General features: G+C 53.5%; 14 protein-coding genes and 1 pseudogene. 5 read left to right on the forward strand and 10 right to left on the reverse strand.

Annotation, left to right across the window (positions count from 1 at the left end):
* The 6 genes from J4E70_RS19615 to J4E70_RS12330 form a co-directional block, all read right to left on the reverse strand.
* A partial coding sequence (locus tag J4E70_RS19615; protein WP_213889814.1) for an ABC transporter permease subunit occupies positions 1-782 on the reverse strand: 782 nt, incomplete at its 3' end.
* A gap of 100 nt (positions 783-882) precedes the next feature.
* Positions 883-1,923 (reverse strand): amino acid ABC transporter substrate-binding protein, encoded by a 1,041-nt coding sequence (locus J4E70_RS12310; protein ID WP_213889815.1) that lies wholly within the window; start codon positions 1,921-1,923, stop codon positions 883-885.
* A gap of 201 nt (positions 1,924-2,124) precedes the next feature.
* Positions 2,125-3,051 carry a LysR family transcriptional regulator gene (locus J4E70_RS12315; RefSeq protein WP_213889816.1) on the reverse strand — a complete coding sequence of 309 codons (927 nt, stop codon included), beginning with the start codon at positions 3,049-3,051 and terminating at the stop codon, positions 2,125-2,127.
* A gap of 685 nt (positions 3,052-3,736) precedes the next feature.
* Positions 3,737-4,294 carry a metallophosphoesterase family protein gene (locus J4E70_RS12320; RefSeq protein WP_213889817.1) on the reverse strand — a complete coding sequence of 186 codons (558 nt, stop codon included), beginning with the start codon at positions 4,292-4,294 and terminating at the stop codon, positions 3,737-3,739.
* Positions 4,239-4,553, reverse strand: coding sequence for a metallophosphoesterase (locus J4E70_RS12325; RefSeq protein ID WP_213889818.1), 315 nt, complete (start codon positions 4,551-4,553; stop codon positions 4,239-4,241). The genes J4E70_RS12320 and J4E70_RS12325 overlap by 56 nt, the downstream gene beginning before the upstream one ends.
* On the reverse strand, positions 4,550-4,840 hold the full coding sequence (locus tag J4E70_RS12330; RefSeq protein ID WP_246531733.1) for a TOBE domain-containing protein: 291 nt from the start codon (positions 4,838-4,840) through the stop codon (positions 4,550-4,552). The genes J4E70_RS12325 and J4E70_RS12330 overlap by 4 nt, the downstream gene beginning before the upstream one ends.
* Before the next feature lie 65 nt (positions 4,841-4,905).
* On the opposite strand from J4E70_RS12330, the pseudogene J4E70_RS12335 reads away from it, so the two are divergent.
* The 3 genes and pseudogenes from J4E70_RS12335 to J4E70_RS12345 all read left to right on the forward strand — a co-directional run bounded on the left by J4E70_RS12335 (position 4,906) and on the right by J4E70_RS12345 (position 8,662).
* Positions 4,906-6,113, forward strand: a pseudogene (locus J4E70_RS12335) (IS3 family transposase).
* Positions 6,114-6,629: 516 nt separating this feature from the next.
* Entirely contained in the window at positions 6,630-6,872 is a 243-nt protein-coding gene (locus J4E70_RS12340; RefSeq protein ID WP_213889820.1) for a hypothetical protein, read from the forward strand.
* 197 nt (positions 6,873-7,069) lie between these two features.
* Positions 7,070-8,662, forward strand: coding sequence for a trypsin-like peptidase domain-containing protein (locus J4E70_RS12345; protein ID WP_213889821.1), 1,593 nt, complete (start codon positions 7,070-7,072; stop codon positions 8,660-8,662).
* Between the two features lie 10 nt (positions 8,663-8,672).
* On the opposite strand, the gene J4E70_RS12350 is transcribed toward J4E70_RS12345, so the two are convergent.
* Positions 8,673-10,289 (reverse strand): MFS transporter, encoded by a 1,617-nt coding sequence (locus J4E70_RS12350; RefSeq protein ID WP_246531734.1) that lies wholly within the window; start codon positions 10,287-10,289, stop codon positions 8,673-8,675.
* Between the two features lie 334 nt (positions 10,290-10,623).
* Positions 10,624-10,941, reverse strand: a complete 318-nt coding sequence (locus J4E70_RS12355) for a hypothetical protein (RefSeq protein ID WP_213889823.1) — start codon at positions 10,939-10,941, stop codon at positions 10,624-10,626.
* A 38-nt stretch (positions 10,942-10,979) separates the two neighbouring features.
* Here J4E70_RS12355 and J4E70_RS12360 point away from each other — a divergent pair, with 38 nt between their 5' ends.
* Positions 10,980-12,800: a PHA/PHB synthase family protein gene (locus tag J4E70_RS12360; RefSeq protein WP_213889824.1), complete on the forward strand. Its 1,821-nt coding sequence runs from the start codon at positions 10,980-10,982 to the stop codon at positions 12,798-12,800.
* 401 nt (positions 12,801-13,201) lie between these two features.
* A complete protein-coding gene (locus J4E70_RS19345; RefSeq protein WP_247079635.1) occupies positions 13,202-13,471 on the forward strand; it encodes a transposase in 270 nt (89 codons plus the stop codon).
* 266 nt (positions 13,472-13,737) lie between these two features.
* Here J4E70_RS19345 and J4E70_RS12370 read toward each other — a convergent pair whose 3' ends face one another.
* Entirely contained in the window at positions 13,738-14,418 is a 681-nt protein-coding gene (locus J4E70_RS12370) for a Pr6Pr family membrane protein (protein ID WP_213889826.1), read from the reverse strand.
* 263 nt (positions 14,419-14,681) lie between these two features.
* Entirely contained in the window at positions 14,682-15,818 is a 1,137-nt protein-coding gene (locus J4E70_RS12375; protein WP_213889827.1) for a Glu/Leu/Phe/Val family dehydrogenase, read from the reverse strand.

Here is a 15,818-nt window from a genome sequence, read left to right on the forward strand (position 1 = left end):
AAGCCTTGCAGCGTTGGCATATCCCAGCTGAGCGGCATGCCAGTCAGTACAAACACCGCACTTGGCACCAAGAGCACCAGTGCTAGGGATGGAAGTAGCGTTTTGGTTTGCTGGCCTGTGCGCTCTTGCAGTTTCCGCGCCTTGCGCCGCAGCAGGAACACCCCCACAAGGGCGGCACCAACCGCCAACAGGGTCATCCAGAACAGCCCGCCCATGATCGGTGTTGCCACATACAAGCCGCGGTTATTCAAAAGAAACATCTTGGCACCGAGCGAGATATCAATCGTCTTTTTGACCGCCGGTAACAGTGAAAACACCCCGATGTACCAAAACACGATCTGGATCAACAGCGGCGTGTTGCGGAAGATTTCGACAAATGCCAGCGCTACTTTTGACACCAGCCAGTTGTTTGACAGCCGCAGAACGCCGATGAAAAAGCCCAAGGCCGTGCTGACGATGATTGCCAGAAAAGAAACAAACAGGGTGTTCATCGCCCCAATCAGAAATATCAGGCCATAGGTGCCGACGCCGGGCGAATAGTCGATCAGTCTAAAATCAATATCAAACCCGGCCGAGCTTTTGATAAAGCCAAAGCCGGTGTTCATGCCGCGCACTTCAAGGTTATGGGCGGTGTTGGCGACCAGATACCACATCAGCCAGCCAAAAATCCCGGCGGTCAGAAGTTGGTAAAACACCGAACGGACGCGTTCGTCATGGAAAAAGTCGAACGTCTCTTTTGGTCTGGCACGCACCGGGCCTGTCTTTACTGTGGTGTCTGACACTCAAGGCCCCCGTTTCCAACGCATGCAGCTTCGATAATGGGTTGTGTACCCCGTAAAAAATTGGGGTGTCGAACATACCGCCCGGCACCCCATTTGCATTTTAGCGCATGGGAGGCGAATACATCAGCCCGCCATCAGTCCACAGCGCGTTCAGAGAACCCGCACGGTCAATGCCAATCCCCTGTTCGCCGTGGCCCATATAGGCTTCGTAGATTTCGCCGTAATTGCCCACCGATTTGATGATATTGTAGGCCCAGTCAGGCTCCAGGCCCAGCCCTTCGTTCAGGTTGCCTTCGGCGCCCAGCATGCGAAGGACATTCGGATCTTTTGAGGTGGCCAGCATGTCATCGACATTGGCTTGGGTGATGCCCAGTTCCTCGGCATTGATCAGCGCGAAAACGCTCCAGCGCACGATATCGGCCCATTGGTTGTCGCCATGGCGCACCGCAGATGCCAAGGGTTCTTTTGACAGGGTTTCAGGCAGTATCATGTGATCGCCAGGAACCGGGAACGACGCGATATTACCGGCCATCGACGATTTATCACCCGTCACCGCGTCACACCCGCCATTTAGATAGGTATCATCGCGTACGTTGTAATCTTCAAACGTGACGTTTGAGATACCCAGCTCATTGGTGCGGCTGAAATCGGTCAGGTTCAACTCGGTCGTGGTGCCGGTGGTCACGCAGACCTTGGCGCCTTTCAATTCGAGAGCGCTGGTGATCCCGCTGTCGCGCCGCACGGTAAATCCCTGACCGTCATAAAAGTTAGGCGACAGAAAATCGATGCCCAGTTGGGTATCACGGGACAGCGTCCATGTGGCGGTGCGCGACAACATATCGCTTTCGCCATTTGCCAGGGCCGTGAATCGCGCCTGACTCGACACTGACTGAATTTCCATTTTCGTTATATCGCCAAAGATGGCGGCGGCGACAGCCTGACAGACCGAAACGTCCAGCCCGTACCAGTTGCCGTCACTATCAAGGTTGTAATACCCGGCAGACGGTGGGCCGACCTGACAGCGCAGATGTCCGCGTTCCTTGACGATATCCAGTGTGCTTTGGGCCGAGGCGACGGTTGCGCCCATTACGACGGCTGCCCCCATGGCGGCAAGCGTCACAATTTGAGTTCTTCGTTTCATTCCGTATTCTCCCTGTTGGTTTTGTTTTACCGAACTGTATTGGGGCCTGTGCTAAACCGTCCAATGCCGTTGTTGGCACAACTCATGCGCAAAACGCATCACTCGTGAAGGTCATGCGTTATCGGTATGGAATTGAAAGAGCACCGGATGCCGCGATTAGCGCGCATTCCGCAAAAAGCTTGGAAAAGATAGGTCAACCTATCAGTCTTTGGCCTCAACACATACTGTTTTCTCAAGCAGGGTTTGCCAGAAGGCCGCGACTTTCGGTTCGTTGAAGGCTGTGCAGCGATAGATATTGATATCGACAGAGATGTCATCGGCAACGCCCGCCGCGCGAACCAGACGCCCATTTTCCAGATCATCGGCAACGATGAACCAGGGAATCCATGCCATACCATAGCCTTCGACGGCCATGGCTTTTACGGCTGTCGCAATAGAGGTTTCATAAACAGTCGCAAAGGTCAGATCGCCATATTTTTTCTCAAGGTGTTCTTGGACGGGCCACAGGGCGAGAGAGGATGCCGTGCGAAGATAGGGGATCGGGTCGGTTGGCCTGTCGGGCAGCCACCAAAGCGGCGCACCGGTTGCATCCGGGGCCACAACCGGCACCAAGGCCTCTTGCCCCAGTTTCAGCGAGGTGAATTTTTCCGCATCTCTGTAAAATCCGGCACTTGGGTCCTCGTAGCAGACAAACAGGTCCACAACGTTTTCTTCAAGAGCTGTGAGGTATTGCGCTATGGTGGCGAAATCAGTTCGCACGACAAACTGATCCGTATCGATATAGGGCTTAAGGCTTTTCAACCACGCGGGTATGAAAAACTGGGCAAGTGTACTGAGTGTGGCAAACCGGATTTTCTCTTTTTCGCGCGCGGTTTTCGCCACGATATCGTCGCGGGACTGATAAGCAAGGCTGACAATGTCTTGCGCCACACCACCAAAAATTTTTCCCGCTTCAGTAAGGCAGGCAGGTTGACTTCGCCGGTCGACCAAAGAGGCGCCCACCCAAGCTTCTAGCGCCTGAATCCTGCGGCTGAACGCTGGTTGAGATACGTTGCGCTGTTCGGCGGCGATGCGGAAATTTCCAGTAGATTCCAGCGCCAAGAGATCCTCCAGCCATTTGATTTCCAAAAGATTTCCTTCTTTCTGGTAGCAGTTAGAGAACCATAGACCCAATTTCGTCAGAAAAACACATATAGTGAATGTATGATCCCGGGCAGCAGGCCCTATCATTTACGCTCTACTTGTAGCCGCCCACCACGCAGATCAAACTGACGACGCACCATCGCCACATGAGCCGTCACTCAAAAGGGTACTTCTGAGGTTACTCTAATCTTGAACGTTTTTCGATAAGTTTGATTATCCGCTATACCGTTGACTGGCGATTGCTTCGCTCTCGGAGCGAAAGTCCGGGTTCCGCCTTCCCTTCGGTTGTTAGTTGTTGCGATGCGCCACAACGGTACATTAGCGCAACTGCAGCGAACGACTGGAATGTCCGGAGGGTGTGTGAAAACTCCGCCAAGGCAAGATCGACGAGGACACCATTTCAATTCCCTGAGTTTTGCAGGACTTTGTTCCTAAGAACGCGGATGAGCAGGCTTCTGCTGGAACGAAATTCTTTAAAGTTTGGCGTTTAGGAAGTTTTAACACAGCCTCTACGCCGAGCAGTCATTGGTGCAGACGGTAGCGAACGGCAGGTTCGAGCCAGAACGGTCATTCATCCATCGCGCGGCGGAAGCAGTGCCTTGTCAGAGCAGCATTACTCTAAGTGGGTATTGATCGAATCGGTTTTGTTTGTCGCCTAGAGTCAAACGAGCTAAGTGCCAGAGTCCGGATAGAACAAATATGGGCCATCAAACTGACCGATAGGGATGCTATGCGTCAAAATCGCGCCACGCATTTCATGCAACAAGAACGCGCCGGGTTCTTTGGTCAGGCAGTTTGGGGCACCGACGCGTAGATCCAGGGTAACGGCATGAGATGTTCCCGGCGCGATCTGGTAGATCACGCTGCCAAAAGGTGCTACAATGTTGCGATGTACGTGGCCGCAGACCAACCTCAATTCGCCTTGGTATTCTGACAGGATGGTTTGCAGTTTTCTGCTGTCACGCAAATTTTGGATATCCATCTTTTCGATGCCCGTCAGAACGGGCGGATGGTGTATCGCCACGATGACTGGTTTGGCGTGCAAAGCCGTCAGCTTGTGTTGCAAATAGTCAAGAATCTCGTCGGTCAGGTGTCCGTGCGCTTTGCCAGCGACATTCGTATCCAGTCCAATCAACGCTAGGTCAACGAACTCAGATGTCCAGTTGATCGGGCTAGTTTTTTGGCATCCAGTCCTGATCGGCAAAGCCAGTTCGCATTGCTTCCACATTGTCATGGTTCTCAGGTATCGCACGATATGGGATATCAAGCGGTTCCATGATGTCTCGGAACCGTTGATACTCTTCAGCCGTGCCAAAATCAGTCATGTCGCCGGTGACAATTACCATATCGACGGCGCCGATATACGGCAAAACGCGGTTGATGGTTTCGACACACGCCACGAGTGGGGCTGCGGTGTCAACCCGGCCATAGGCGAGTTTACCCTTTGGGACGATGTGTGGATCTGAGATTTGAATGATCTTGGTCACGCTCCGGTTGCTCCTTCGGGCAGGAGTATCAGCGCTTCGGGTTTGATCGCCTCCTGGACGGTTTCACCGACCTTCGGGGCATTTTGACCGGCAAAATTCGAAGTCAGCACGCCGGGCATGACACCCTTAATCCCGACCCGGTAATGGGTTCCGAGAAACGTGACAGTTTCCACTTGTCCGGTCAGCGGACCATTGGGGTCAATCAGCGAGTCTTCGGCTCTGACAAAAACGATCTGGCCTGTACCGTCTTTAGGTAGTTGCAGCGTGCCACCCTCGAGAGTCAGCATATTGGACCTGTCGCGGAATTGTGCCGCTCCTTTAACCGCATATTGTGCGCAAAAGGAGAACGACAATGGGACCGAAACATTCATTTGAGTTTAGACAAGAAGCAGTGCGTGTCGCGCTGACAAGCGGGCTTACACGAAAGCAGGTTGCGTCTGATTTTGGCGTTGGCTTTTCGACACTGAGCCGGTGGATACAACTGGATCGGCGCAACCCGGAAAAGCCCGCAGGACAATCTGATCTGGAACGTGAGAATGCAGAGCTTCGGAAAGAAAACCGGCTGCTTCGCGAGGAGAGGGGGATCTTGAAAAAGGCCACAGTGTTCTTTGCGGAGAGAAGCAAATGAGATTTGCCTTTGTCGAAAAACACCGCAACCAGCTACCGGTCAACCGGCTTTGCCAGATCATGAACGTCAGCCCACGAAGCTATCGGGCATATCGCAGTCGCCCCATGAGCCGAAGGCAGCGCAAGGAGCTGATTGTGCTGGCACATATCCGGGAACAGTTTCGCCTTTCTCTGGGGAGCTATGCATTGCACGGCAGTTGAATGCTTGCATTCAATGAGAGTGGCAGGCCAAGAATGACCGAAGAGCTGAAGGAACTGGGGCTGAGTGTCGGCCACCGGCGTGTTGGCAGATTGATGCGCCAGAACGGCATATCCATTGTGAGAACCCGCAAACACAAAGTGACGACAGACAGCAATCACAAGTTCAATATTGCCCCGAACCTGCTGGATCGCAACTTTAGCGCCAACACGCCAAATCAGAAATGGGCTGGCGATATCAGCTACATCTGGACCCGTGAGGGGTGGCTGTATCTGGCCGTGGTTTTGGACCTTCATTCGAGGCGGGTCATCGGCTGGGCGGTCAGCAACCGAATGAAAAGAGATTTTGCAATCAAGGCTTTGGAAATGGCTATCGCTCTGCGCAGACCGCCCAGGGGCTGCATGCATCACACCGACCGCGGCAGCCAATACTGCTCGCACGACTATCAGAAAATCCTGCGCCATCATGGCTTCAAGGTGTCGATGAGTGGCAAAGGCAATTGCTATGATAATGCAGCGGTCGAAACCTTCTTCAAAACCATCAAGGCCGAATTGATCTGGCGGCGGTCCTGGACCACACGACGGCAGGCGGAACTGGCCACCTTCCACTCTCATGGTTTGCAGGCAAACCACTGCCGTGCAGTGGAATACATTAACGGCTTCTACAATCCGCGCAGGAAGCACTCAGCATTGGGTTGGAAAAGCCCCTTGGCTTTTGAGCGACAGGCCGCTTAAATGAGAACCCGGAGCGGCACTAAAGCGTGACAGGTCCACTATTCGTGTGGTCTTTAGTCGAAGCATCTCCACGTTGCTATCATCGTTCAAGAAAACAACGGCAAGCCGAACCTCCTGTGCCGATATCTCACATCCGCATACTCTCATGTGTTATTCCTTCATGTGACAAATCCACATTAACACTTTTCTGACCTGAAGAACCAAATCCTCGATGCTGCTTTCCAGTGCTTAGATATGGGCTTTTTTTCTCAAATCGGCGGACGTGTAAACTGAGCTACCCACGCCGGTACAAAAAGGGGGTATTTGGTTTTTCGATATGGCTGTTCGAATGGACCGCGAAGAACACGCCAAGTCGAACGCCAAACTCCGAACATTTTCTTCAAACAGATCAAGGAAACTCATTGGGCGGGCCAGATGCTAATATTTCGATGAGAAAGCGATGGCGGATTTGTCGTAGCTCTCCCCGGAAAGGGATTTGATGGACTGGAATATTATCATGTTCCTCGAGCGAATTATTTGACGGGCTTTGAATACTCTGAAGACGAGGTGGACCCCCATCTCTTGGATGAACAAGCACCTCATTTCAATCTGGAAGCGCTTGTGTTTCTGTCGGCTGATCAAATCCGTGAGTTTTGTGTCTATGACGGAGCTGACGGCCTTCGACAAGGCCGCCCCAAAGGCATTAAGGATGGTGGAACCCCTGCATCCAAGAAAAAGAGACTGGCTCGTCTCTACAAAGAGACTTACCGCAGCGGATAGTTGTTTCGATAAGGTGCGTTTATCATGCACATCGTGTTTCCGATTGCGGGCGCAGTTTTGTGCCTCGCGATTTTGCTGGGTGCGTCACTTGTCGGCGGCTGACAGAAAGTGGCGGCTTCATGCAAATCATGGACCGATGCGCCTTGTGCGGATACGATGATCGGTGCCAGACCGGAAATGCCAGGTAAGGATACCGATTGGATCAAGACCCTACCACCGAGCCAGAAGACGTCCCGCAGGCAATAAATGATGATGTCCGCGCCTTTCTGGAGAATCTTACCGGCCCCTCACGTGGCCGGATCGGATGGCTTTCACTGGATCAGGCACGAGTGTGCATCGGTGCGGACCGCCTGCTGCGGATTGACCCGGATGTGGCCGCAACGGACAGCGCTGAAGCGCGCGCGCGGCTATCCTGGTCGGGGGAAACTTACGAGATCGAGGCGCTGTCGGACGCCGACATCTGGGTGAACGGGCGCAAGATCGGCACGGCGCATCTGATGCACGGCGACATGATCGAATTTGGAGAAGATGGGCCGATGTCCCGATTCCGCCTGTGCGACCATACTTTCCCGACCAGTTGGCCGGTCGAAGAAATTCTGAGCGACGCAGTGGCCTACGCACGAACAAGCCGTCGGCCATTCGGATCGCGCCTGTCGAACGCTCTGTTCGACAGCGTCCGGCGAATATTATTGGAAACTACAATCGTTTTCCGAGTGACGGTCATTCTTGTGCTGGTCGTCCTGACCACATTCGTCGCGTGGCAGTACCGAAGCGACATACTCCTGCAACAAAGTATTCAAGAGGAAGCTCTACGCCTTGAGGTGATCGCCAGCACTCTTGCTGAGACACGTCAGGAAGCGTTGACTGCGAGCGAACTGGCGACTTTGCGCGAACAACTGGATCTCCAATTGAATACCAATGCCGAACGTCTTTCCGTACTCGAGCGCCGCTTAGGTGCCTCTGCGCGTGTTATTAGCGACTCGACCGCGTCTGTCGCCTTCCTGCAAGGCGCTTACGGTTTGAGACAGGTGGAAAGCGGTAAACTGCTACGCCATGTTTTGGGTGCGGACGGGCTACCCCTGCGGACGCCTTTAGGCAAGCCGGTGATAGACCCCGACGGCACCGGCAACCCTATTGAATTTCAATTCACCGGCACGGGTTTTCTGCTCAAGGACGGAGGGCAGCTTGTTACTAACCGGCATGTTGCCTTGCCTTGGACCAACGGCGACCGGATGCTTGCGTTCGAACAAGGCGGCCTTGCGCCAGAGATGCTGAAGCTTCTGGTGTTCTTACCTGGCTTGCCAGTGCCGGTTGAAGCAGCATTATTGATCTCCAGCGACACTGCTGATCTAGCTTTATTATCAGTGCCGGCCTCAGCAACAATGGACCGTGGGTTAACTCTGGCGCAGGGTGAGCCGGAAATTGGAGATGAGGTAATCGTCATTGGTTTCTCTACCGGTTTGCGCGCTCTCTTGGCGCAGGCAGGGCGTGACTTTCTTACCTCGCTACAAGAGACGGGTGAGACCAATTTCTGGACAATTGCGGCCCGTTTGTCCGAAGAGAACAGAATAGCACCCCTGGCAAGTCGCGGGATCATCGCGCAGATTACCAAAAAGGCTGTCGTCTATGATGCGGAAACCACTGTTGGCGGTAGCGGTGCGCCAGCGTTGGACAGCAATGGTCATGTGGTTGCTGTGAATGCCACGATCTTGCCCGAATTTGGTGGTGCGAACATCGGTGTTCCGGTGCGCGAAGTGCACCGTCTTCTGGCAGAAACTGTGGCCAACTGACCAAACCGAATTATTCTGTTGTACGAAACCGCGAAGACTGCACCACAAATACGACCAAAAGCGGCACCGCTACCGTGATCACCCCGACGACGACCAGTAATTGACCCAGTTGGGAGTAATTCGCTGCCGAGATTTGCTCGCCGGTGACGGGGTCGACCGAGGCACGGGTGACCAAAAACACCTTGTTGAGGTACTTTGTTCCCAGACTGCTTGCCGACAAAGCCATATTTGTAAACGACGCCATGACTGCAAAGAACGTGGCTTTGAGATCGGGTGGCGCGTTGCGCGCGATCCACGCGAGCATCGGCACCATTGCGATCTGTCCCAAGGGCGATTCAAGTGCGGTATCAAGAACGGCAATGAACCGCGCGTCCACGATCCCGCCGGTCTTTGCCGCTGTCCATTCGTGCACCCCATAGTAAAGCCCGATGTTCGGTAGCGACAGCACGCCCGCAGCGATGGTCAGAAGCACTATGATATACGCGATCGACCGATGTGCCATCAGGGGTCGCAGAATAACGAGACCGACCAATGTCAGTAGCGAGGTAATCAGCGACAGGATCGAAAGAAACCGTTCATCAAACCCGAGGCCATCGATCTCGAACCACGTCAAACCCGGTCCCGGTAAGGGCACTGCCCTGAACACAAAAATGATAGTGGCTGTTCCAACAAGCGCGCGGGCGGCTGCAGGTTCCAGTTTTTTGAGCAATTGTCTGATCAGAAAAAGGATGACTGACAGGGAGGCCACAAAGACGATCTCCTGCGCAAAGACAAGATTGGAGGTACCTAATGCGATACTCAGCACTACAAAGGTCAACCCACCGCCAAGAATCTGCCAGTTAACCTCGGTCTCGGTGTCCGGGCGTGCCTGCGTCATTCCTTTCGCGGCCTTTCGCTGCTGTATGATCGTATGCAGCAACATCCCACTGACCGAAATCACCGGAATTGCGAGGGCGGTCAGATAGACCCGGGCGTACAACGCCAACCTTGCCTCGCGAGGCATTTCCTCGGCCCCGGTGAATATCCAGATGTTGATCGCCGCGACCGACACAAAGCCCGATATGATCGCGATCCTGCCGAGCGTCTGCATGGTGGTATGCATGGCCCGCGACTGTTCTTCGCTGAAAGCTTGTCCGGTGTCGTTGGCGTGGGGTACGGCCTCGACCGTCATTGCATCGGCAACAATATCTTGAATAGCATAACCGGACGGGGCCAGCAGCAGAGCTATTACGTACCAAGTCTCAAGCGGGAAGACGCTGCGCATCTCATCTGGGCGCGACACCAAACCAAACATGATTAGGAGCGACAGCGTGATCAGCCCTGCGCCCATCAGGATCAACAAAGACTTCCATCTCCAGAACAAATCGACAACATGTCCCAATGGCACCTTCAAAATCCATGGCAGGCCTGCCCAGAACGCCAGCCCTGCAATGAATTGCGCGGACAAATCTAGATAATCCTTGAGGAAAAACGCCCCAACGACCGAGGTTAGGCCTGACACCCCGGCTGCGAAATACACCATAAGCGGCGGCAGAAATGACCATCGCATCTGCCGCGCGAGGTCCAGAAAAACTCGCTGAAACCAAGAGCTCCCATCCATTGGGTTATGTTCGTCTTGCCACGTCATTTAATACTCTCGGCACACAAACGCATCGCGCGCCTTAAGGTTTGCAGGCCGTGCCCACCTTTTGGAGCAAGTCACACCACTACCGGCAAGCAAGCACCCGCTTTTGTACAGGCTAGCGAAAATGCACCGCCGATTGAAGTTTTGATTGGTAATCCAGCAATTGGTGACGGGGCAAAGTTCAAGCTCTGCCGCAAATGACCGCTATATGGGTGTGGATTCAACATATCGGCGCAAAGGCATCCAGGTCAGCAAACGGCCCAAACCTGTCAGCCATGCACAATATTCTATGCGGCGTTGCAGTCTCACATAGCAGACCTTGGCGCACGATGTAGCATCAACGTGAAGGCCCCCTAGACAAGGCTCGGCCAACCGGAGCATTCCAAAGATCAATGGCTTGCGTGACCGATTCCGATCCCCAGTGAATGTCCATCATGGGTGTTAGTCTGGGTCTGACGTCGATTAACAGAATGGTATTTCGTAGTTGTTCCAGGTCAATGCGCACCCCATTTTTCTTGTTCATTGTCCAACCCGTACCAACAGTTCGCTCGATTGCGATTTCACTTCGGATCTCTTCAAGCACACCCTGAAAATGAAAGGGGTCGAGGACCGCTTGGTAACCGAGATCGCGATCATGTCCGTCGCAAAGACCCACAAGAATGGCTCCTGCAAGCCAGATTTAAAGGCGCTCAAATGAACAAAAGATCTTCAAGATCCAAACCGAAACCGACCACCAGAACTCCCCGGGCCGCTACTGCGCTGGCCCCGGCCGTTGTCGAGCCCCGGCCCGAACACGGCCCGGAACATCCGCATCAGAACCTCGACCGTGGGGTGCATGCGGCAGCAGCACGATTGAGCGGCGGTGTATCGACCCATGCCTTCATAGAAGCGTGGTCCGATTGGGCACATCACATGAGCCAATCGCCCGGGCGTCAACTCGAGCTTCTTGAGCACGCGCAGAAGAGTGCGCTCAAGCTCATGACCTACGCCACTGATGCAAAGAGCGATGGACGCCCGCCCTTTGCCCCAAAGGACTACGATCATCGTTTTGACAGTCCGGGCTGGCATAAGGCTCCGTTCGAGATGTGGAAACAGGGATTCCTTGCAGTGCAAGACTGGTGGGACCTTGCAACCGATCAGTTGCGTGGCCTGCAGCCCGAAGACGCAAACCGAACCCGCTTTATGGCACGGCAGGCACTTGATCTGGTCTCGCCATCAAACTTCCCATGGCTCAACCCCGAGATCATCGACGGGACTCTAAAGAGCGGTGGTAAGAATCTGAGAGACGGTGCTGCCAATTTCGCGCATGACTTCCTGAAAACGGTGTCTCAGACGCAAGATGCTCCGCCAGAGGGTTATCAGATCGGCAAGGACTTGGCATGTACGCCGGGTCAGGTCGTGTTTCGCAACGATCTGTTCGAACTGATCCAGTATACGCCGCAAACCAAGAAGGTGCAGGCGGAACCAATTCTGTTCGTCCCGGCCTGGATCATGAAATACTATATCCTCGACCTGTCGCCGCAGAATTCAATGGTGAATTACCTCGTCGGACAGGGGTTTACCGTGTTCATGATTTCTTGGTGCAATCCAACTGCCGATCAGGCCGAATTGTCGCTCGAAGACTATCGAAAAAATGGCGTGATGGCGGCGCTGGATATGGTAAATGCCATCGTACCGGATAAAAAGGTCCATGCCGTCGGTTATTGCCTGGGTGGCACGATTCTGGCGATCACGACGGCGACAATGGCGCGCGACCGTGATGAACGTTTCGCCACGATCACGCTGATGGCCGCGCAGGTCGATTTCGCCGAAGCGGGCGAATTGCTATTGTTTCTTGACGAAAGTCAGGTTGCTTTTCTCGAAGACATGATGTGGGATCAAGGCTATCTTGATCGGCCGCAGATGGCGCGCGCCTTTTCCACGATCCGGTCCGAAGATCTGATCTATTCCCGGGCCGTGCGGCGGTATTTCCTCGGCAAGGAGGATCTTCCAACCGACATGGGCGTCTGGGTGGCCGATACGACGCGGATGCCCGCCCGGATGCATTCGCAATACCTGCGTGGTCTGTTTCTGGAGAACCGTCTCACGGCGGGGCGTTTCGCTGTCGAGGGCCGGGTTATTGCACTGAAAGATATCTCGGCCCCGATGTTCGTCATCGCCACAGAAACCGATCACATCGCGCCCTGGAAATCAGTTTATAAGACCCAGTTGTTCACCGATTGTGACCTTACCTTCGTGCTGACCAGTGGCGGCCACAACGGTGGGATCGTCAACGAACCTGGGAAACTGCGGCGTCACTACCGTATCTCACATCGCCCAGACGGGGCGCTTTATGTCGGCCCAGATGCCTGGCTTGCACAGCAAACAGAACAACTGGGATCATGGTGGCCTGCATGGAAAGACTGGCTGGTTGAAACAAGCAGCGGTTTGATGCCTCCGCCCGCCGTCGGAGCATCAGGACAGAACACTGCAACGATCATCGCGGCACCCGGCACTTTCATTCATCAGACATGATCATTGCTGTGCGGTGCCATCAGATCCGGGGAGCTGCGGCGAACACCTGCGTGCTGGAATAATACATTGTGGCGTGCTCCAGTCTAGCCAACTATCACACCGAGCCGCGCAACATAGTGCTTCGTGATCAAACTTTCAAAAGTCATCGTGTCCCGTCTTTGATCATCCTTTGTGCTGTTAGGATGTACCTGCGATATCCATTATCCTATCAGGACATTCGCGATCTCCTGGCTGAACGAGGAGGCGATGTTGATCGAGCCATCGTTTACCGTTGGGTCCGGAAGTTTGGCCCTGAAATTTCAAAGCGAGCACATCATCATCGCACCCAAAGTGGGCGGTCCTGGCATGTCGACGAAACCTACATTCGAGTGAATGGCACATTGTGCGACCTCTAGCGCGCCGTGGATCTGAACGGCTGTTTTATCGACTTTTTACTAACACGATACAGGGATACAAAAGCCGCCAAGGCCTTTCTCAAAAAATTGATCGAGAGTGTTTTACCCGATCGCCCCACAATGATCGTGACCGACAAAGCCGACGCCTATATCAAAGTGATCCAAGGCCTGAATCAAATCCATGACCCTCACTTTGATAGTATCTCTTATGTCGATCAGAAATACCAAAACAACAGGATCGAAAGCAATCACGCCGCGTTCAAGCGCTTTATTTGAATTGGCAAAGGCTTCAAGACATTCCAATCAGCAACAGTAACGATTCAGGGCATCGAGACAATCAGAGCAATCAAGTATGGGGACACTGGACCCGCGACTACAGATGTCCGCGGGGAGATTGCGTTTCTCAACCGTCTGTTTTGGTTGGCTGCTTAAAGCCAGAGAAACCAGCGCCCATTGGTTTGGCGTAATTAATGCAACAGTCCCGGTTTGTCAGACAGAACCACAGCGGGTGCAAAAACAGATCTTCAGCTCGCTCGGAGACTTTAAATTAGTGCATTCCGATATCCGTTTGGCGAGGAGGTGAGTTTGTTTTCTGCCTTAGCTTTCTCAATTCGGTGAGTGGCCAGAACGAAAAGTGTCCCGACAGTAACAAACGCCAGCCACAAACCCGCGATATACGCCCCTACACCGACCACGCCCACCAGTTCAGGATTCAAAAAGAAATACGGATAGGCTTGGTCGAAAGAACTGCGAACTATTACATAGCCCGCGTAGCCAAGAGGCCAGAGTGACCATATAAAAGGGTCGCGAAATCGCAGCGCAACTTTAGGTACTGCTATAATCCAAATGCCAAGGCAGGCAGTTGGAACAACCGTGTGGGTACCCAGGTTCGACCAAGCTGCAATACCTGTTGGGTGATGAGCGGATGCCAGAAGGACATGGTAAACTGCGCCCACGGCAACAATCCACAAGGTCAAAGCCGCAAGCAGAGACGGTCTGGGCCATCGTCCGGATATTGCTGCCAAGCTAAACACTACAGCTACCAGAGTGTTGGTAAGAAATGTAAAGTAGCGCGCCATTGACCATAATATTTCGCTGGTCACAGTCGATCCCAGATCAATAACCTCGGCACGAACGCCTGCGCCCAATGATGAAAGGGTCAGCACGGCAACCGTTACTGTGGCAAGCCTTGAGAATTTGTGAATGTTGATGTTGCTGTGCATACCGTTTCAGCCCCTCTTCCAATCACTGGCGGGCTCAACGTGCCTTCATGTGCGGGCTATTTTCGGGCATTCAAGACAGTGCTTTAGTTTTCATTCATCTTTCGGTAATATCACACACCATGCTGCGTAGAGCTGCCAAACCTTGAACTCCACGGCTATTTAAGCCTTGCCAAAACACCGTCAGTCCATGCGTAAATCGTAAGAATTTTTCACGCGCGCGCTTTGATATTTGTCAATAAGCTGAAAGGTTGTAGGTCCGTGCCTTAGCTGACCCGCGAGCCTAGCCCTCCTGCTTTGAAAAACCGCTTCAGGGGCATCGCTTCATTTAAACGAGCTTTGACAATTTCGTTAGCTGCATCGCGCGGTGAAACGCCACTGTCGCAGGCCTGTTTCAGGACGACATTCGAATTATGTTTTAATTTTTCGGCGATTACAGCCATTGCCTGATTTTCCGTTCCACCATGAAATTCTACCGAGGCGCAAATAACCCCTCCGGCATTTGCAATGAAATCCGGTATCACCAGAATACCGCGCTGATGCAGGATTTCTTCGGCGTCAATTGTCGCGGGAATATTGGCGCCCTGAACAATCAGTTTTGCTTTCACATTGCTGGCGTTTCCTTCGTTAATCACATCCGGTCTGGCGGCAGGGATCAGGATATCACACTGAGCCGTAATGACAGCTTCGCTGTGACCAACCTGTGCACCGCCAAGATCGGAAACACTTTTTCCGCCCTCCTTTAGTGCCAGAAGCTCTGAGAGTTGCAGGCCATCTGGATCAAATACTGTGCCGCGGGAATCCGAAACAGCTACAAGTTTTGCACCTTTTTCCATAAGAAAGCGTGCTGCATGCTTGCCGACAGCACCAAATCCCTGAATTGCCACCGCAGCACCCTCAAGTCGCACATCACAGTAACCTTCCGCGGCTTGAGCTGCTACAGCGACGCCAAAACCAGTTGCACCAATTTCATCAAGTGGAATGCCACCAATCACACGTGGCAAACCAACCGCACGTGAAATCTCGTCGTGAACCCATGCTAAGCAGGTTTCGTTGGTGCCCATATCAGGACCAGGTATATAGTCCTTGATTTGCTCTATCGCAGAAGCGAAAGCGCGTATCAGGTTCTCTTTTTCAACTCCCGGCATTGCCGGATCAGCAAGAATGACCGACTTACCGCCTCCGTGTGGCAAGCCTGCTGCGAGATTCTTCAGCGTCATAGCACGGGCAAGTCTGGCGCATTCTTCAAGCGAGACATCCGGTGCCATTCTTATCCCGCCGATTGAAGGTCCGGCGGCCGTATTGTCAACGACGACAATGGCCCGCAACCCGGCTGCCGGGTTGTTTATGTGGATGACTTTTTCGGGCCCAAAAGTGTCAGCCAGAGTGAATACATCGGTCAA

The organism is Pseudohalocynthiibacter aestuariivivens, from assembly GCF_018457175.1.
In the GTDB taxonomy this organism is placed as follows: domain Bacteria; phylum Pseudomonadota; class Alphaproteobacteria; order Rhodobacterales; family Rhodobacteraceae; genus Pseudohalocynthiibacter; species Pseudohalocynthiibacter aestuariivivens.